The 19,843-nt window shown below is 37.5% G+C and carries 15 protein-coding genes; 2 read left to right on the forward strand and 13 right to left on the reverse strand.

What is annotated here, in order from left to right:
- Positions 1–72: 72 nt before the first annotated feature.
- Entirely contained in the window at positions 73–540 is a 468-nt protein-coding gene (locus tag FC748_RS15210; protein WP_024362762.1) for a threonine/serine exporter family protein, read from the reverse strand.
- Between the two features lie 12 nt (positions 541–552).
- A complete protein-coding gene (locus tag FC748_RS15215) occupies positions 553–1,305 on the reverse strand; it encodes a threonine/serine exporter family protein (RefSeq protein WP_024362761.1) in 753 nt (250 codons plus the stop codon).
- Between the two features lie 371 nt (positions 1,306–1,676).
- Between FC748_RS15215 and FC748_RS15220 the strand changes: the two genes are divergently transcribed.
- Complete coding sequence (locus tag FC748_RS15220) at positions 1,677–3,086, forward strand: polysaccharide deacetylase family protein (protein WP_238600196.1); 1,410 nt, start codon at positions 1,677–1,679, stop codon at positions 3,084–3,086.
- Positions 3,087–3,229: 143 nt separating this feature from the next.
- On the opposite strand, the gene FC748_RS15225 is transcribed toward FC748_RS15220, so the two are convergent.
- The 4 genes from FC748_RS15225 to FC748_RS15240 form a co-directional block, all read right to left on the reverse strand.
- Positions 3,230–5,323 carry a beta-propeller domain-containing protein gene (locus FC748_RS15225; RefSeq protein WP_024362759.1) on the reverse strand — a complete coding sequence of 698 codons (2,094 nt, stop codon included), beginning with the start codon at positions 5,321–5,323 and terminating at the stop codon, positions 3,230–3,232.
- Positions 5,324–5,526: 203 nt separating this feature from the next.
- Positions 5,527–6,720, reverse strand: coding sequence for an acyl-CoA dehydrogenase family protein (locus FC748_RS15230; protein ID WP_108030672.1), 1,194 nt, complete (start codon positions 6,718–6,720; stop codon positions 5,527–5,529).
- 9 nt (positions 6,721–6,729) lie between these two features.
- On the reverse strand, positions 6,730–7,902 hold the full coding sequence (locus FC748_RS15235) for a saccharopine dehydrogenase family protein (protein ID WP_024362757.1): 1,173 nt from the start codon (positions 7,900–7,902) through the stop codon (positions 6,730–6,732).
- Between the two features lie 26 nt (positions 7,903–7,928).
- The gene (locus tag FC748_RS15240; RefSeq protein WP_024362756.1) at positions 7,929–9,407 is read right to left on the reverse strand and encodes an aldehyde dehydrogenase family protein; all 1,479 of its coding nucleotides are present in this window, start codon (positions 9,405–9,407) and stop codon (positions 7,929–7,931) included.
- Positions 9,408–9,840: 433 nt separating this feature from the next.
- On the opposite strand from FC748_RS15240, the gene FC748_RS15245 reads away from it, so the two are divergent.
- A complete protein-coding gene (locus FC748_RS15245; protein WP_024362755.1) occupies positions 9,841–10,641 on the forward strand; it encodes a TIGR00266 family protein in 801 nt (266 codons plus the stop codon).
- A gap of 288 nt (positions 10,642–10,929) precedes the next feature.
- Here FC748_RS15245 and FC748_RS15250 read toward each other — a convergent pair whose 3' ends face one another.
- From FC748_RS15250 to FC748_RS15280, 7 genes are all read right to left on the reverse strand, one after another.
- Positions 10,930–12,705 carry an aminopeptidase P family protein gene (locus FC748_RS15250; RefSeq protein WP_108030673.1) on the reverse strand — a complete coding sequence of 592 codons (1,776 nt, stop codon included), beginning with the start codon at positions 12,703–12,705 and terminating at the stop codon, positions 10,930–10,932.
- Positions 12,698–13,810, reverse strand: a complete 1,113-nt coding sequence (eutH, locus tag FC748_RS15255) for an ethanolamine utilization protein EutH (RefSeq protein ID WP_108030674.1) — start codon at positions 13,808–13,810, stop codon at positions 12,698–12,700. The genes FC748_RS15250 and eutH overlap by 8 nt, the downstream gene beginning before the upstream one ends.
- Before the next feature lie 54 nt (positions 13,811–13,864).
- Positions 13,865–14,419, reverse strand: coding sequence for a helix-turn-helix domain-containing protein (locus tag FC748_RS15260; protein ID WP_108030675.1), 555 nt, complete (start codon positions 14,417–14,419; stop codon positions 13,865–13,867).
- A 224-nt stretch (positions 14,420–14,643) separates the two neighbouring features.
- Positions 14,644–15,606: a 2-hydroxyacid dehydrogenase gene (locus FC748_RS15265; protein ID WP_024362751.1), complete on the reverse strand. Its 963-nt coding sequence runs from the start codon at positions 15,604–15,606 to the stop codon at positions 14,644–14,646.
- A 409-nt stretch (positions 15,607–16,015) separates the two neighbouring features.
- Complete coding sequence (locus FC748_RS15270) at positions 16,016–17,308, reverse strand: globin-coupled sensor protein (protein WP_108030676.1); 1,293 nt, start codon at positions 17,306–17,308, stop codon at positions 16,016–16,018.
- A 321-nt stretch (positions 17,309–17,629) separates the two neighbouring features.
- Complete coding sequence (locus tag FC748_RS15275) at positions 17,630–18,463, reverse strand: undecaprenyl-diphosphate phosphatase (RefSeq protein WP_024362749.1); 834 nt, start codon at positions 18,461–18,463, stop codon at positions 17,630–17,632.
- A gap of 230 nt (positions 18,464–18,693) precedes the next feature.
- Positions 18,694–19,773: a metallophosphoesterase gene (locus FC748_RS15280; RefSeq protein WP_108030677.1), complete on the reverse strand. Its 1,080-nt coding sequence runs from the start codon at positions 19,771–19,773 to the stop codon at positions 18,694–18,696.
- Between the last annotated feature and the right edge of the window lie 70 nt (positions 19,774–19,843).

Genomic DNA, 19,843 nt, shown 5'->3' on the forward strand with positions numbered 1-19,843 from the left:
GTTCCGAAGTATCCAACACTTTCGGAGCAGCTCTTTTTATTCACCATATTTTATATAATGTAAAGTGATACTTTATTTTCGATAAGTTCTTTGCAACTTCGACTTGCTTGAGCGGATAGCACGAAATACAAATTGCATTAGGACCTCTGCAAACACTAAGCCCATCACGATTGCACCTGTAATTAAAAACGCCTTCAGCCCATATTGTAAGCCCTGTAAATAATCATCTTCCACAACATTACGCATTGCATTGTAGGCCATCCCCCCTGGCACAAGCGGAATGATTCCTGCCACAATAAAGATAATCATCGGCATTTTAAAGCGGCGTGCATATAAATGTGCAACAATTGCAATGATAAATGAGCTGAAAAACGAAGCGTCTACAACATCCAATCCCTGCTCAGTCAAAAGATAATAAATCATCCAGCCAATCACACCAACAAAACCACAATGAAACAAGGTTTTTCTTGGTACATTAAAAATAATCGCAATACCTGCTGTTGAAAAAAAGCTCACAATTAATTGTGTAATTATATCCATCTCTTCCGCCTCCTAAAACGATAGGATGACGGCAATCGCTGAACCAATAGCAAAGGCTGTTAAAAAAGCCTCTGCTCCCTTTGCCATCCCTGACATAAAATGACCTGCCATTAAATCCCTTACCGCATTGGTGATTAAAATACCTGGCACTAGTGGCATAACAGAGCTAATAATAATTTTATCGATTTCTGTACCATAGTTAAACTTCACTGCTAAAAAAGCAATAACGCCAATAATTAACGAAGCCGTAAACTCCGAGAAAAATTTCACTTTTGTTAAATGATTCATTAGAATAAGAGTAAGAAATCCTAGCCCACCTGCAATAAATGCTGTAGGGAAATCAGACCATCCACCCTTAAACATAATCAGAAAACAGCCACTAGCAAGTGCTGCTGCAAATATTTGTATATAAATTGGTAAAAAATAATTTGTTTTTTGTATCGACTTTAGCTCGTCATAAGCGTCTTCTAATGATATTATGTGAGATGTGAGTCTACGAGATACTGAATTTACCAAGGATATTTTTTGCAAATCTGTAACCCTACTGGAAATAGAAGTGATTCTCGTCGGCTGTGTCTTGCCTAACGAAAAAATAATACCTGTAGGTGTAGCATAACATTGCGCATCTAGCATATTTTGAGATTGTGCCATACGCAGCATCGTATCTTCAACACGATATGTTTCTGCACCACTTTCAATCATAATTCGCCCTGCAAGAAGCAAGCAGTCAATAGTAAGTTCATTATCCACTTCACGTGATAGCATTCCAGTTATCTACCTCCTTCAAAAGGTTCCTTGCATATAGTAACGAACTGTAAATAAAAACTCAACAAAAAATCTTCGATATTATCAATTATATTTTGTCATAATTGTATCTGTCGCTAAATGATACAATGCCTTCAGTACAAAATCCATTATCCGTCGAATTTCATTGAGCTAAAATGTGCAAAATACAGTTTGCTTTGAACGAGTCTTTTATAAGTTCTTGTCGTGATAGTTTTTAAACACTGTTACATACTATTTTTTATTGTATTTCTATTAAATTCAACAAAAACTTTGTAGATTTCTACAACTTTTCCGTTGACTCGCACGTCTGATTTTATAGAAGAATAATTATAGAGAGGAGCGTACCAACATTGATTCAGGAACGCAGAAAAAAACGCGGCCCTATGATTGACTTTCTGTTAATTGGGCTTATTGTTACATTAATATCCATCATCCTTGTCATTGTATTGTCTAAGGACCATTTTAAATTCCAAAAAATCAGTGCTTCCAAAGACACAAATAGTGAAGCAACTAGTAATCTATCCACTGAAAACTCTGCGTTTCCAGGTATACGTATTACATCTGACGTTTCTAAAGATAAACGCACACCTTTTGCCGTTCACTATCCACAAACAGAAAGTGAAGTTTTTAACGATGTCGTACTGCAGTATATAACAAAGGCAAAAGAAGACTATCTGTTATCTATGAAAAAAAATAAAGATAAAAAGGCAACAGGTGAGCTTACTATAAATTTAGAGACTTTCCCATATCAGGATCACTATTATTCTTTTGTCTTGACGAAAATGCTGTATTTAGGCGGAGCAAATCATGTCGTCTCCACTAAAACATTTTTCTTTAATAATGAAACAGGTGAAGCAATCAATATCCAAACATTATTACAGAACGACAACAATAACCTGACAACTTTAGCAGCCTATGTTCGCAAAGACTTACAGCAAAATCTTGAGCTAAAAGATCAACTCAATAATGATGAGCTACTGAAAGTAACTGAGCCGAAGTGGGAAAACTTTAATCGATTTGCTATTATCGATGATTCAATCCATTTTTACTTTGATGAGTACGAAATTGCCAGTGGCGCAGCAGGTGCACCTATAGTGAAGCTTGCTCTTTCACTTATTAATCCATTACTAGCATCTGATTTTCAAATTGCTATGGAAACAATGGAACCTACAAAGCCTGTTTCTCCAGGAGATCCAAACGCCAAACGTATTGCATTAACGTTTGACGACGGTCCACATCCGAAAGTAACCGAACAAATTTTAAATACGCTCGATAAATACCATGCGAAAGCGACGTTCTTTATGCTCGGAAGTCGAGTGAAACACTATCCTAATATCGCGAGAGATGTTCTCGCACGTGGTCATGAAATCGGCAACCATTCTTGGAATCATCCAGTATTGACTAAAATGCCAATGGAGCAAGTTTTAAAAGAATATACGTCTACTGCAAATGAAATTGAATTAGCGATTAATCAAGGCGCAACTGTTTTTAGACCTCCATACGGCGCTACTAATGACGACATCAATGCGAAAATACCTGTTCCTGTAGTATTGTGGAGCATTGACACTTTGGACTGGAAACATCGTAATTCACAATTATTACTGACATATATTAAAAAAAATATGCACAACAATGCCATTGTGTTAATGCATGATATTCACCAATCAACAGCAGATGGACTTGACGCTGTATTAGCCTACTTACAGAGTGAGGGCTATGAATTTGTGACTGTCTCTGAAATTCTCCCTTATCGTGAATAGCACGAATAGAAAAAGTGTTAGATTGACCGCAATCAATCTAACACTTTTTTGCTATGTCGGTGTTATCCGCCTCACCACGCACACGCTAGTTGCCTCTTACGTTGTGTGCGTTCTAAGCAGAAGTCACCACTCGATTTAATCTATTATTTAATAACCAGTGTATCTAGCGCTTTGAAATCTTTTAATTGGTAGCTCTTTACTTCATTGCGAGCAACGGTGTATAAAGTATCGCCAACATAGACAACACGTTGTACAACTTGCTCCCAATTCTCATATTGCTCATTTGTCTTTCCATTTATAATATTTCCTTTTAGCACAATGCCCTTCTCTGCTGTAATTTCGTAAATTTGTGCACCCTGACCTTGGTAGACTATCTCATCGCCTTTTCCTTCTTCATAAAGCACGACTGGGAAGCCGAAGTAATGATAGTCTTTATTGCGGAATAAAGCTTTTGGATTGTATTGTACATCAGAATAAGAGCCTTTACCGCCTATTTTAACGGTAGATTGCTCTTTAGGATTTTTAAAATCTGTCACATCAAACAAGGACATTTTCATATTCGTTGACACTGTGAAATTGCGTTTCGTATAAGCATCATAACGTTCTTCCGTATCATAACCAATGCCTATTAAGTGTGTATCATCAAGCGGATGTAAATAATTGCTATACCCTGGAATTTTCAATTCTCCTAGTATTTTTGGTTTTCGTGGATTAGCTACATCAATAACAAATAGCGGATCCACTTGCTTAAACGTTACGACATAAGCTTTCTCCCCCATAAAGCGGGCAGAATACACCTTTTCCCCTGGTGCCATATCCTTTACTGCACCAATTTCTTTTAAGTTCTCATCTAATATGAACAGATGGTTACGAGAAATATTTTTTTCATCCCACGTATTTCCTTCAGTCGTCACAATGCGGAATTTCCCGTCATACTCATCCATTGAATATTGGTTTAACACGGATCCTTTCACTTCACTCGTACCTACAAACTTCAAGACCGTTCCATCTAAGTCCCACTTAAACACTTGTGTATCATTTGATTGAGGCATCCAGATTCTATCCTTTATACCTCCCATTGGCGTTATTTGTTTATCGTCATATTTTGGTGTAGTTAAATAGAGGGCATCTTCTGACATATAAAGTCCACTACTACCACCTAAATAACCTTTCGTACTCGCTGATGTTTTGGCACCATTTTTTAAATCAATTGCTGTAATTAAACTATATGAGCCATCCATCGTGTTTGGTAAAATAGAAATTTTCTCGATAGCTAAGCTTTTGTATTCCTTACTTACTACACTATCATACGTTTTAGGTTTTAAATCTGGTTTACTTCCCTCTTGAAGTATCCAATAATTCGGATGCATGTTACCAATTAAATACAACGTATCATTCGTAATACGTATATCCTGTAAAGAGCCCTCCTGTGCAACTTCCCGTATCACTTTGGGATTTTTCGGATTTGAAATATCATAAAAAGTTGCCGTTGACATACTTGTGCCTGCTTGCTCAATATATTCTTCTCCAATAGCAATTAATAGCTGATCGTATAATGCTAATTTTGTAATATATTGGGATTCCTTTTGTTTAATTGTCGTTGCAAGTTTCAAATCTTGGGGATTATTAGCGTCAACAACCGTTATACTTTGATCTTTTATAGCGTAAATAAAGCCATCTTTAACAACGACGATATCCCCCTCCTCGACACCTTCTACTTGGTTGTTTGTTGTAGAAGAATTATCTGCAACTGGGGCACTATCTTTACTACTAGAAGCACTATCTTCAAGGACGTTTATTTCTGGTCCTCTATTTCCATTTGCCACAACGGCTTCAAAATATTGTTGTAACTCTTTTTCAGATTTAACAGCCTCTATTTTGTCAATAACAGTAAAGGCAATATCATGCGATGTTGCTTTCAATGTACTATAAGCAAAAGCTTCCTTTTGCACATGTAAGCGGTAACTCCCAGCAGGAAGGTTACTGACAAAAAGAGATTTTTTATCTTCTCCTAATGTAATCGTTGCCGTCACCTTTTTGCCCGATTCATCCGTAACATAGACATATTCATCTGTTACATTTTTTAATGTTTGTGAAAAGGAAGCTCGCCAACTTTGCGTTGTCATTATTGTACTTGCTGCTTTAGCTTGTGCCTCTGGGGAAATCATCAATGTAAAAATCCCTGGTAAAGCAGCTAAAACGATAATCATGAATATAGCTAGCCATTTACTTCTCATTATTTTCCACTCCTTCATATTACTTGTTTTATAATTAGACTACTAAAAGGTTATAAAGTTACATTACATGAAAAATTTTCATAAAAAATAAAAGTGACTACCACCAAATTCAGAATTGTTTCGGTGCCTGGCACCATAACAAAAGACATCTGGAATAGGTCATCCGGATGCCTTTTGTACAATAAATTTAAAATATCTGTCGTTTACTCATCAAATGGCCATTTCGGTAACATTTGGGCTAATGGCTTATCGTTTCTTCGACCAAGCACATAATCTGCTTGCATAATTGTATGGATTTCTCGTGTACCTTCATAAATAACGGGCGCTTTCGAGTTACGTAAATAACGCGCTACAGGATAATCATCCGAATAGCCGTACGCACCATGAATTTGCAGCGCGTCATCAGCCGCCTTATTGGCAAAATCACATGCCTGCCACTTCGCCAAGGACGTTTCTCTAGTATTACGAATACCTTTATTTTTCAACTCGCCAACCCGATAAACGAGCAGTCGGCTCATTTGATAGCCCGCTTCCATTTTGGCAATCATCTGTCCGACAAGTTGATGCTCGCCAATAGGCTTCCCAAATGTCTCTCGTTCATGGCAATATTTCACACTTGCCTCAAGACACGCTTGAATAAGCCCAACTGCGCCTGCAGCCACTGTAAAGCGACCATTATCTAGTGCAGACATCGCAATTTTAAAACCCTCTCCCTCTTCTCCTAAACGATTTTCAACTGGAATGCGTAAGTCTTCGAAAAAGAGCTCACCTGTATTGCCAGCACGAATACCGTACTTGCCCTTAATCGCCTTAGAAGTAAAGCCAACCATGGAGCGTTCTACAATAAAAGCACTGATACCGTGGTGCTTTTTTGCTTTATCTGTGTAAGCAAAGACAATAAAATGATCTGCTATATCACATAAGGAAATCCATGTTTTTTGCCCATTTAACACATAACAATCACCATCTCGTATGGCTGTTGTCGTCATGGCTGCTACATCCGAACCCGCACCAGGTTCAGTCAGCCCAAAAGCCCCAATCCGTACCCCCTTCGCCTGTGGTACAAGGTATTGCTGTTTCTGCGCCTCGGTGCCCCATTGCATTAACGTCATACTATTTAACCCGATATGGACGGATACAGCTGTTCGAAAGGCCGTATCCCCCCGTTCAAGTTCCTCACATACAATGGCTAGTGCGTTATAATCCATGCCGCTACCACCGTACTTTTCTGGCACGCAAACACCCATTAGTCCGAGCTCAGCTAGTCTTGACCAAATGCTTGTATCAAAACTTCCTGCGGCGTCCCATTTTGCAATATGTGGCATTATTTCATCATCCACAAACTGGCGTACGGTTTTTCGTAAGATTTCCTGCTCCGTTGTAAAATCGAAATTCAAGGACTTCACCTACCATTTCACAATCATTGCAGACTTATGTGATGTTTCTTTAATGACAACACCGCGCTTCGCCATTTCTTTAATATACGTCTCCCCTGGAACAATCGTTTCTGGAGCAAACACGCCACGTTCTGTAATCGCGCCATCACCAATCATTTGGGCAACGACAGAAATTGTATTCGCTGTTGCACGAGCCATCGCTGTTTCATTATTCGTCATATCTTTACGTACGACCATTTCGTATTCATATGTGACCTGCTGTTGCGCCTTTTCTCCTGAAACAATTACTCGTAATAACACCGCATCAGGCTTTGTTCCAAGTTCAAGCTTCTTCTTAAGCGCCTCCCTGACAACAGCTCTAACAGGCACTTCTAGGTTATCGACTTCTACATTATTACTTGCATCTAAAAAGCCTAAATCAGCTAGCAATTTAAACTTTTCTGCATGCCCTTTATATCGAATTGTCTTATATTCTAATGTGTGGACATTTGGGAATGTCTTATAAAGAGTGGATATACCACCCGATGTATAAAATGCCTCAAGCACACCAAAATCATCGAAATAGATAGGCTCAATCCCTGATAATGATGGGACTTCTTCAAGTTTCCCCTTTTGAATCATTTTAGAAGGCTCTGTATAGTGGTCAAATACACCATCCAATGAAAAGACACGTGTATAGTGCAACGGTGGCTTCGGCTCTGTTGGAATACCTCCTACATAGAGTTTAATAGATTCCACTTCATCTAGTTTTGTTGCGCCATAGCCCGCTAATATATTGACCATACCTGGAGCTACACCTAAGTCAGGAATAAGTGTCACACCTTTTGCCTTTGCTTCTTCATGTAAAGATAAAATCTTATCCGTTACACCGCCAATATGCCCCCCTAGATCGACAGAATGGACACCGGCTTCTATCGCAGCTCGTGCTACACGTTCATTGAACGAATAGAACAGTGCATTGACCACAACATTACCTTTCGCAATAACCGATGTTAAAGAGTCATCATTTTCCGCATGAAGCTCTACGACTTCAACTTTATCTGTCTTTAACGTCTCAACAAATTGTTGGGCTGTCTTTACATCAATATCCCCTAAAATGACCTGTTCCACTTTACTATTTTTTATTAAATCACGAGCAACCTCTTTCCCCATCAATCCTGCACCTAATACAACAACTTTCATCAAGAACATCCCCTTTCATTGATCTGTTACTTTGTATCGATTTGTGCTCTTTGTAATTTACCGCTGTAGTCAACGTAGATGCTCTTCCATTCTGTGTAAACGTCCAATGCTGCCACACCGGAATCTCGATGTCCATTCCCTGTTCCTTTCGTTCCGCCGAATGGCAAATGGATTTCTGCACCTGTCGTACCTGCATTGATATAAACAATACCTGTATCTAAGTCGCGTTGAGCGCGGAAAATCGTGTTCACATTTTGTGAGAAAATAGAGCTTGATAAGCCAAATTTCACACCATTATTGACTTCGATTGCTTCATCTAAATTTGCAACTTCAATAAGAGAGACGACCGGACCAAAAATTTCTTCCTGTGCAATAATCATATGAGGCTTTACATTTGTAAACAATGTGGGCTCATAGTAAAACCCTTTATCATAAGGTGCTTCATTTAAAATTTTGCCACCTGTTAATAAGGATGCACCTTCTTGTTTACCAATCTGTACATAATGATTAATTTTTTCTAATGCCGCTCTATTAATGACTGGACCGATTTTCACAGTTTCATCCAAACCGTCTCCAATTGTTAAAAACTGCATTGCTTCTAATAGACGATTTTCTAATTCTTCTTTTACATCTTTATGCACAATCACACGACTACATGCTGTACATCGTTGACCAGCGGTGCCAAATGCACTCCATAATATCGCTTCTGTAGCGAGCTGCAAGTCTGCATCCTCCATTACAATGACAGCATTTTTGCCGCCCATCTCTAGCGAAATTTTCTTTAAATGTTTGCCGCCAAGTTCCGCCACCTTACTTCCTGTTGAGGTAGAGCCGGTAAACGATATGACTTTTACATCGGGATGCTCTATTAGCGCCGTTCCGACAGTTGGCCCTGTACCAAAAACAATATTTGCTACTCCTTTCGGTAAGCCAACCTCTTCAAAAATTTTCCCCATTTCATAAGCCATCATCGGTGTTTCATTTGATGGTTTCCAAATAAATGTATTGCCAGCGACAATTGCAGGGAAGGATTTCCACGTAGCAATTGCCACTGGGAAATTCCAAGGAGTTATTAACCCTACTACGCCTATTGGTGCGCGTACACTCATAGCAAATTTATTGGCAAGCTCTGACGGTGTCGTCTCTCCAAATAACCGTCGACCTTCACCCGCCATATAATAAGCCATATCAATTCCTTCCTGTACCTCACCTCTAGCTTCTTCAATCACCTTACCCATTTCTTTTGTTAAAACGGTCGCCAAATATTCTTTCTTGTCTTTCATCTTTTGACCGATGGCATATAAATAATCTGCACGCTTTGGTGCTGGCACAAGTGCCCAACTTTTTTGTGCTGCCTTCGCTACAGCTACCGCTTCCGTCACTTCATTTGCAGTTGAAAGTGGTATTGTTGCTAAGTGCTCTCCGTTTGCAGGATTCGTCACTGCTATACTTTGTAAATGCGAATGTGTAACCCATTTACCACCGATATAGTTTTTAATCTCCATTACACACACCCCCTGATATATCTATGATGCCTTGGCTTCTTTGAACATGTCGCTAATGCTACAGAAAATATCCGTCGCTCTCGCCCTCTATGTGTACTGCATTATATATATGCAGATACAAAATGCCAAAATTCCGAATTTTCATAACAAAGATATGACTCGAATAATAATTTCGAAGCAATGTTAGGTTAAAATATCGGTGGCACTTGCCAAAGGCTTTATCTTCATTTCCAGTAATTTTAACTAGATGATGATACTTTCACCACTAGTAGTAAAACAACTGACAAAAGATAAATAATACACATTCTAGTTTTTTATATTCGACATTTTCTATCTTAATCCCTTTTTTTCTAAAATTATTAATTATGTAATGAAACTATCCTGCATAATAATCGTATACAATAACAACAAATGATATTGGAGGAATTACACGATGAATAACCATGAGATCGACTACAAAGTATTTGGGGATGACATGCAATATGTGCAAGTTGAACTTGATCCGCAAGAAACGGTGGTAGCAGAAGCTGGCGCCTTAATGATGATGGATGATGCGATTCAAATGGAGACAATTTTCGGAGATGGTTCGAAAGGCAATGGCCAAAGCGGTCTTATGGGGAAATTACTCGGCGCAGGGAAACGTCTAGTAACTGGTGAAAGCTTATTCATGACAACATTTACAAATAACGGTACAGGGAAACGTCATGTCTATTTTGCGTCTCCGTACCCAGGTAAGATTATTCCAATGGATTTAAGTCAACATAAAGGGAAAATTATTTGTCAAAAGGATGCTTTTTTAGCAGCTGCTAAAGGCGTTTCTGTTGGTATCGAATTCCAGAAAAAAATTGGCGTAGGCTTCTTCGGTGGTGAAGGCTTTATTATGCAAAAGCTTGAAGGCGATGGTATGGCTTTTGTACACGCTGGTGGGGCAATTCATCGAAAAACGCTACAACCAGGTGAAGTTTTACGTGTGGATACAGGCTGTTTAGTGGCGATGACTTCTGACGTTGATTATAATATCGAAATGGTTGGCGGCGTAAAAACGGCACTATTCGGTGGAGAAGGTATCTTCTTTGCAACTTTACGTGGCCCTGGTACTGTATGGGTTCAATCATTACCATTTAGCCGATTAGCAAGCCGCGTCTTCGCTGCAGCACCGATTTCACAAGGCGGTGGCGGACATTCATCAGGTGAAGGTGGTATCGGTGGTCTATTTGATATGTTCAATAAGTAACTAGCCAAATAGGTCTTAGGCTTTTCTTTAAAAAGGCTGGAACAAAAGAGAAACAGTGTTAGATTGACCCCAATCAATCTAACACTGTTTTGCTATGGCGTTGATGTCCGCTACGGCGGTCGCTTTCCGCTCAGCACAGTAAGCTGCAATCCTTGCTTTCGCGCGGAATGCCCGCTTCTTATGTTTTGTGCGTTCTTGCAGGAGTCGCCACCTCGCTACCATCAACTAGTTTTCACTATGTTTTATCATTGCATGGTGATTGGATAGCGTTTTATCCGCTAAACTTTTTTATATCGCTTTTGTTTCTTCCCTTAGCCATACTTGTTCTTCTTCGTTTAAATAAGGAGCTAACGTAGTGTATACCTCTTGATGGTAATGATTTAGCCATTGCTTTTCACTTTCTGTTAACATGTCTTGATTGATACCTGCTAAATCAATAGGACAATACGTTACTGCTTCAAACTTCATAAATTGACCAAATTCTGTTTTCTCATCTTCTACTACTGACATCATATTTTCAATTCGAATGCCATACTTACCTTCAAGGTAAATTCCCGGTTCATTCGTAATAATCATGCCTTTTTCTAATGGCACATGATTGGTATGGCGGATGCTTTGTGGCCCTTCATGAACATTCAAGAAAAAACCTACACCATGGCCTGTGCCACATTTATAATCCAAGCCATACTGCCAAATTGGTTGTCTTGCTAAAACATCTAAATTAGCTCCTGTTGCACCGTACAAAAATTTCACTGAGCTTAATGCAATAAACCCTTTTAACACTAAAGTAAAATCTCTTTTTTGTTCATCCGTAAGACTTCCTAAAACAATTGTCCGTGTAATATCTGTTGTTCCATCATAATACTGTCCGCCTGAATCAATTAAAAATAGACCTTCATTTTTCAGCGTATATTGTGTTTCTTTATTAGCTTTATAATGCATCATCGCAGCATGGTCTTGATAACCTGCAATCGTATCGAAGCTAGGCCCTACAAATCCTTCTTGCTCTCTTCTGAAATTTTCTAATCTTTCTTCTGCAGCAATCTCTGTAACTTCTTCTTTATCTACAACGTGTTTTAACCATTTTATAAATTTCACCATAGCTAAACCATCTTTTATTTCACACCATTTTAGATTTTTTATTTCCACCTCATTCTTAATCGCTTTTAAGTTAGTCGTCATGTTAGGACTTTCAATTTTCGTTACATGACTGTTAATGGCATTATACAATCTAATATTGGTTTTATTTGTATCTAGACTAACAGTATCTCCGCCCGAAAGGTTTGCTAAAAAAGTTTCAATTTCATGATACTCCCTTAACGCAATACCTTCCCCCTCCAGTTCCAATTTCAGCGCAGTAGGGACCTTGCAAGAATCAATAAATAAATAACATGTATGTTCTGCTACGATGACATTCGCTATAGCCACTGGATTGTTCGGTACATCTGCTCCTCTAATATTCAATAGCCATGCAATATCATCAAGAGAAGTTAAAATATAATAATTCGCTCCTTGATTTTTCATTTCTGCCCTTACTTCATCTAATTTCTCCGCACGTGATTTTCCAGCATAGTTAACGTCATGACTAAAAATCGTTCCTTTAGGAATTTCTGGTCTATCTTCCCATAACTCACCAATTAAATCTTGATTCATTTTGAATAAGATTGCCTTCGCTTTTAAATCTTTTTCCATACTTCTAACCATATCAATTGAAAAAACATTTCCATCAAAGCCAACATTGCTGCCTTCTTCAAGAACCTCTGCTAGCCATTCTGTATAAGAAGGCACCCCTGGATCCATCATTCTAAATAATCTAATACCTGAGTTTTCAAGTTGCTTGTCAGCTTGAATATAATATCTGCCATCTGTCCATAAACCAGCATCATTTAAAGTAATGACTACCGTCCCTGCCGACCCTGTAAAACCTGATAGCCATTCTCTACCTTTCCAATGTTCTGCTACATATTCTCCTTGATGTGCATCAAAACTTGGAATGATATAAGCATCCAGTTGATGTTTTACCATGAGCTCTCTTAACTTTTCGACTCTATCTTTACTATTCATTACGAATACCTCCATTTTCTTTTACATGCATTTTTTTATTTTCACGATCATACAGCCATAAGACCAATGCTATACTAATAGACCCTGCAGTCAGTTTTGCTACTATAAACGCACCTAGCATTTCCGGAGCTACTTCTGATACAAAACCAAATTGACCCCCAAATACAAATGCTCCACTTACGCCAAAAGCCGTACATACCACTTTTCCTTTAGGGTTCATATCCTTATATGTTCCAAATATTAATAGATTACTAGCTAAATTTCCGAGAAGGCCCGCTACTGACACAGCATTTATGCCAACTTTCTCTCCTAATGCTTTAAAACTTTTTTGGAAAATTGCACTTAGCATGGCTAGCATCGGATATGCTCCCGCTAAAATAAATGCAATTTTTCCTACTATAATAATCGATTCAGATAGCGGTGCTAATCCTGAAACAAGCTTTACACCAAATATCACGTCAATGCCTTGGAATAGTAATCCAACAGTACTTAACGTCACTATAAACTTTCCAAATAGATTAAAAGCTTTTATAAAAACATGTGGAGCCTTGAGTAATCCGACCCCTAACATAATAGTAAAAACAAATATAGGAACCAGATTCCATACAAGTAGAATGATATTTATTTTTTGCCATAAGCCTGCTACAAGACATCCAATTGGTATAGTAATAATGCCAATTAGCACACCTTTAGCAAAATATTTTTCATCCTCTTTAGCAAGCATCCCTAACGCAACAGGTATTGAAAAACTAACGGTAGCTCCTAAAGTAGATGCAATAATAATTCCTGAAAATGCTCCCATCTCATTTGACAAAGCAAGCTTTTCAGCCATTTGAAAGCCTCCCATATCGACAGCTAGAAATGCTGCTGGAATAATGGAAGGGTCCAGATGAAATACTTTACTTATTGGACTAATTTGAGCGGATAAAAAATTTGTTAATACAGGTGCTAAAGACAGTATTCCTATCATACCAAGCCCTAATGCCCCCATCGTTTTTATGCCTTCCTCAAATTTTTTGCCCAATTTCAAATGATTCCCAGTAATATAATCAATCCCACCGATTACAAAAAAAGAACCAATTAGGTATAATACAAATTTATCCATTCCCATTATCACTTTCTATAAGCTTTATTACTGCTAGCTGTAGTGTACATCCTACTATTTGAAAAGATAATTAGGTGTGTTAACAGCGATAAGCTTAACCTTTTTATTAGTGTAATTCGCCCAATTGTGAGAGATAGTTGAGTCCATATGAACACAATCACCAGGATACACTTCATGTCGATTACCATTTATGTAAACGGTTAATATACCTTCTAAAACGTAAATAAACTCTTCGCCCTCATGCTTATAAGATAAAATTTCTTCATCTTGCTTTTGCGGTAGAATTTCGATAAGCCTTGGAACAAGTTGTTTATTTTCCAAGTTGGTGCTTAAACTATACTTAATAAATCCACCTTCTACGGCTTCCATTATTTCTTGCTCATAACTCCTTAAAACGATATCTTTCCGCTTATGTGGATAATCAAAAAAATATGTTAAATGGACTCCCAATATTGTAGCTAGCTTTTCAAGTGAATCGACTGCTATCGTCGTAAGTCCCCTCTCTAATTGAGACAAAAACCCAACAGATAGTTCGCTTCTTTCACTTAACTCTTTCAAAGTAATACCTTTGTCCGTCCTCAATTTTTTTATTTCCATCCCTATATTCATCATCTCACCCCTATTTTTCATATTTGTGAATAATATAATATATATCAATCTTATTCGCAATAAATTGTGAAATAAATTCATAATAATGAAATTCATCTTCTAGCATTTCATTAAATATCCCATATAGTGTCTGCACTATCAATCTATAGGCACAAAAAAAGGCGCTTGATCCATTTAGATCTGCGCCTAGATTTATTTACTTTCTATGAGCCAAGCTCCATTCGTTAATCGATTCTATTTGAAAGTGGCTTACCCTGCCCATATGCCATTAGTGCATTGACATTAAGCATTAGCATAGCTGTTCTTGTCTTTAAAGATGCACTACCAATATGCGGTAATACAACAACATTTGGTAGGGTTAATAGTGGATGATCCAATGCAACTGGTTCCTGTTCAAAAACATCTAGACCAGCAGCCCATAGCTTGCCATTTTTCAAGGTGTTATAAAGGGCATTCTCGTCAATAATACCACCACGAGACGCGTTAATTAATACCGCATCTTCCTGCATTAAGGCAAGCTCCTTTGCACCAATTAAACCGACCGTATCTTTATTATAGGGTGTCATAATCACAACAAAATCAGATTTTGTTAAAAGCTCTTCAAGTGATGCATAGCAAAACCCATACATTTCTTCTGCTTCATGGCGACGTCTACGGTTATGATATAAAACTTTCATATCAAAACCTTTTGCTCGTCTTGCAACAGCCTGCCCAATCCGCCCCATTCCGATTATTCCAATTGTTGCGCCTGATACATCTTTTCCAACTAATTGCATAGGGTACCAGCTTTGCCATTTACCTTCACGTAAATAACGCTCGCTTTCTGGTATTCTACGTGCTGTAGCTAGCAATAAACCGAATACTAAATCAGCCGTCGTATTAGTTAACACACCAGGAGTGTTTGTTGCCATAATGCCTCTTTTACGTAATGCTGGCACATCAATATTATTAAAGCCCACTGCTAAATTTGTCACAAGTTTTAAATTGGGGGCGTGTGAAAGCAATTCCTCATCGACTTGATCCGCTATCGTTACCCACAAAACTTCACAGTTTGCAACGGCTGCTAAAAGTTTTGCGCGAGGTATAACGGTCTCCTCTTCCTCCCATTGTTCAATATCATAATGCTCCTCTAAAGGCTCGACAAACTGAGCCGGGAATTTACGTGTAATAAACAATTTCTTTTTCATCATCCAACACCCCTTATTCGTTTCCCCATTTTGCCTATAGCGTAACACTAATATGGGAAGGTCACAAGCAAGCTTTTACATTGATTTTCCCCACTAAATCCCTTTTTAAAAAGCGTTTTATTACTTTTTCATTCCATCCTTCTTTTTAGTAAATCTATCCTTCTGTTCAGGCATTCTATCCGTTTGCTTCAAAAATATCCCATCTAAATTCCGACAGTTCTAGGCAAAAAAATCCCTTTTGTTGTACCTAGCTCAAAATAATATTAAAAGGCATCAAGTAGTTGAACTTAATACCTTTAGTCATGTTTATGCTTTTTTATAGAAAATGAATTTTATATCCAATTGTTAATTGTAGTAAAATGCGGTGATTGTGCTACTTTAAACGTGCAGCAAAATGCTACGTGTTCCGTTAGAAATCTTTAATGGTCGTATCTAGACGACTCGCAACTCGTTCTAATTCCTCGGAAGATTCTCCAATGGATTCAATGACAATCGCCAATTCCGTTATTTGACTTCCGACATTTTGAAAGTTGACAATAGAGCCTTCCACCGAGCCGGATATTGCGTCAAAGGCTTTTAATGAATTCAAGTTTTGCTCGATACTATTATTAACAAGCACTTGAATTTCTTGAATGGCTTGTACAACGTGTTTTGTAATCCCATTGGACATACCGATTAACTCCGCAATTTGCTCTACAGATTCTTTCGTTTGGTCTGCCAGCTTACGCACCTCATCTGCGACAACTGCAAAACCTTTTCCATGTTCTCCAGCTCTTGCAGCTTCAATTGCTGAATTCAATGCTAGTAAATTGGTTTGTCCAGAAATGTTTTTGACCATTTCAATAACATTATTTATTTTTGAAGAGGAATGATTGAGTTCCTCCACCATCATTGCCATTTCAATCGTTTTATCATTGATTTTGCCTGTTTGCTCATTTAACAATACGATTTTCGAATAGCCTTCAGATGAAACCTTTTGCATCATTTTAGCCTCATCGATACTTTCTTTTAAGTATGCATTCACTTGCTTTGTGCTAGAAATAAGCTCCATTACTGACTCATTTGTATCATGTGACTGTGCCTCTAATTGCGTCGAAATCCCACCCACTATATCCTTTACATGTGTCCGTACACTCATTCGTTGCTCTTCTATTAAAGAATTGGAGTAGTTATTATATTCTTCTAGTACAATCTGTTGTTCGAAATTACACATTTTACTTACTGCATCACAATACTTCTCTTCTTCTTCTTTAGACAAATATAAATTATAAACAGTCTTGCGCAAAGATTTTTCTAAGTTTTGAAACGCAGCTAAATACCATTTGGGATATAAGTTAATCTTTACATGCATTTTGCCTACATTTCGCCTTTTTTCTATAAAGGCATTATCTATTCTTCCTTCAAACATTTCAATTATATGGTGGCGAAGTGTTTGGCGAAGGCGTTCACTCGAACTGTACTTTTGAATAACATCCCGTAAAGTCGGTACACTCTCAACAGCCTTATAAAATGTTTCAACAATATCCACAACATTTTGTTCGATATAAGGCTTTAAACTTTTTATTAACTGCAAGTCCTGTTTTGTGAGATTGACAAGGTGTAACTGTAGCAAACGTTCCTGATCTTGAATAATTACACCTGTATTTGACACATCATTCATAACAATTGTATTTTGCTTAGGTCTATTTCTAAATTGAAACATCTCTCCACCCCATAAATTAAAATATTATGTCTATTCTTTTTAAATGTTAAAACCTATTAGCTAAAATAAGTATTATGATCTTTTCTATTATTGATTATAAAGTGTATGTAATAATAGTTACAATAGTTCGGTAAATTTTATCTACTATACCACGATTTTACACTAATTTCACCCTTTTTATATATCCATATACCTAATAACTTTTATATTTATTATTATCAATTTGACAATAATAATGTTTAAGTAGTACTTATTCTAAATAAAAAGTTGTAAAATCAAAAAAAAGCCACTCATTGTTGTGACAAATGAGTGACTTTTTAATTACATAAATATAATAACACTAAGAATTGCTGCTAACACTAAACGATAGATTGCAAATGGCATTAGTTTTACTTTTGAAATAAGTGCCAAGAAAAACTTAATGGATAATAATGCGAATACAAATGAACTGATAAAACCAACTACATAAAACCCTAAATAATCCATTGAAAGCGTATCCCAGTTTTTCAATACTGATACAAGACTGGCACCTGCCATTATAGGAACTGCCATAATAAATGTAAAATCAGCAGCTACACGGTGACTAATCCCAAAAAGAACCCCACCTGAAATTGTTGCACCTGAACGAGAGAATCCTGGCCATAACGATAAGCACTGTACTAAACCAACTTTAAACGCCATGCCATAAGAAATCTCATCTAATGAATTAACTTTTGGTCTTCTTGGAGCCAATTTATCAGCCGCAATCATTAAAATTGACCCTGCAACTAATGCATAAATAACATGCTCTACTTTAAATAAATGGTCATCAATAAAATCTTTAAAAGCAAAACCTAGCACTACTGCTGGTAACATACCAACAATCACGTGCATTAAGTTAAAACGACCCGTCATCGATTTTGACTGTCCATCAATATTATAGAGACCAACTAGACTTAGCATACGCTTCCACATGACCACGATAACCGCTAAAATTGACCCTAGCTGAACAACAATTTTAAACGTATTAGCTGGATACTTTCCTAAAAACTCTTCTGTCTTCAACCACATATCATCGACAATAATCATATGACCTGTAGATGATACTGGTGCAAACTCTGTCATTCCTTCGACAAAGCCTAAAATAAGTGCCTTTAATAATTCTATTATCTCCACATTGTCACCTTACCTTTTAACGTTATTCTACTTTTGTTCTACGCGGGGGAATCAGAGCTTCCGCAACATAAAGAAATGCCACAAATGATAAAAAGGCTCTGTGTACGTTCCATTGACAATCACCTAGACTACATTCTTTTGTGCCCACGATATTTGAAAGACTTAGCTTTAAGCGATTTTTGCGCACACCAACTTATTATAAGCTACTCCTTTTTCTTATACTACCTCTTTTACTGAAAAGTAATATCAACTACCCATAGCTCAGAGCGACTGCCGATGCGCATTGGTGGTCCCCAAAATCCAAAGCCCGATGAAACAAGTGTATGCATTTGTCCCTTCAGCTTATAACCATAATCTAGTTCAAATACACGTGCCGTAATATACTGATTCGGCCATAGCTGCCCTTTATGCGTATGTCCAGACATATGAAGGTCTACCCCTGTACGCGCAGGTGTTGTCAAATCATCTGGTGTATGATTCATAACAAACCAAGGCAACTGGTCGCTCAATTTCAAAGCTTCAAGATGTTTCCTTTCTTTATTCGTTTTATCTTCTTGGCCTGTTATTATAAACGCATTGTTCACTCGAATTGTTTCATCTCGCAAAATTTTAACACCAGCTTTTTTCATTTCTTCTACAAATTCGGGAATTTTCTTTCCGTAATATTCGTGATTACCAAGTACTCCGTACACACCATAAGTCGCTGTTAGCTGTTTCATTACTTCAGCCATTCCCTCTTGAACAAACCATTTTGGATCATCATCCACAATATCTCCTGCTAAAAAAACCACATCTGGCTCCGCTTCATTTGATAACTTAACAAAACGTTGTAAATGCTTTTTGTTTGATAGCACGCCTAAATGAAAATCCGATGCAACGACAACACGCATCGAGGATAGCTCACTATCCTTTTGAGGCATTACAATATTTAAATGCCGGACAACTGGAGAGTATGCAAAATAAGAACCGAAAACCCATAATATAAAGAACATAGCAACTGCTAAACTACCAATTATGCGAATATTATGAAATGGCGTTAGCCACATTACAAGCTGTACAGTTAAACATAATAACAAGCCATATTCAAATATAAACATCCAATAGTTACCGATAACTGAAAATACGCGTAAAGACTCATGTAGCCTGCCGATAATAATGCTAAAAGAAACAATATAAAGTATGAGCCAATAAAAAATGGGATAGTGAAACCAATTCATTGCGTCAAGCCATTGCTTGATGCCCCAGCCCAAATAGAAAGTTAAAGCGCTATATATACTTATAACAACAAATCCTACAACAATTTTTGCCATATAGTAGTCCTCTTCTTTCATATATTCATTGTGATTATAGCATTCCATATAAGAATCGTATTTTTAAAAG

Origin of the sequence: Lysinibacillus sphaericus, from assembly GCF_005217585.1 — a bacterium.
GTDB lineage: Bacteria > Bacillota > Bacilli > Bacillales_A > Planococcaceae > Lysinibacillus > Lysinibacillus sphaericus.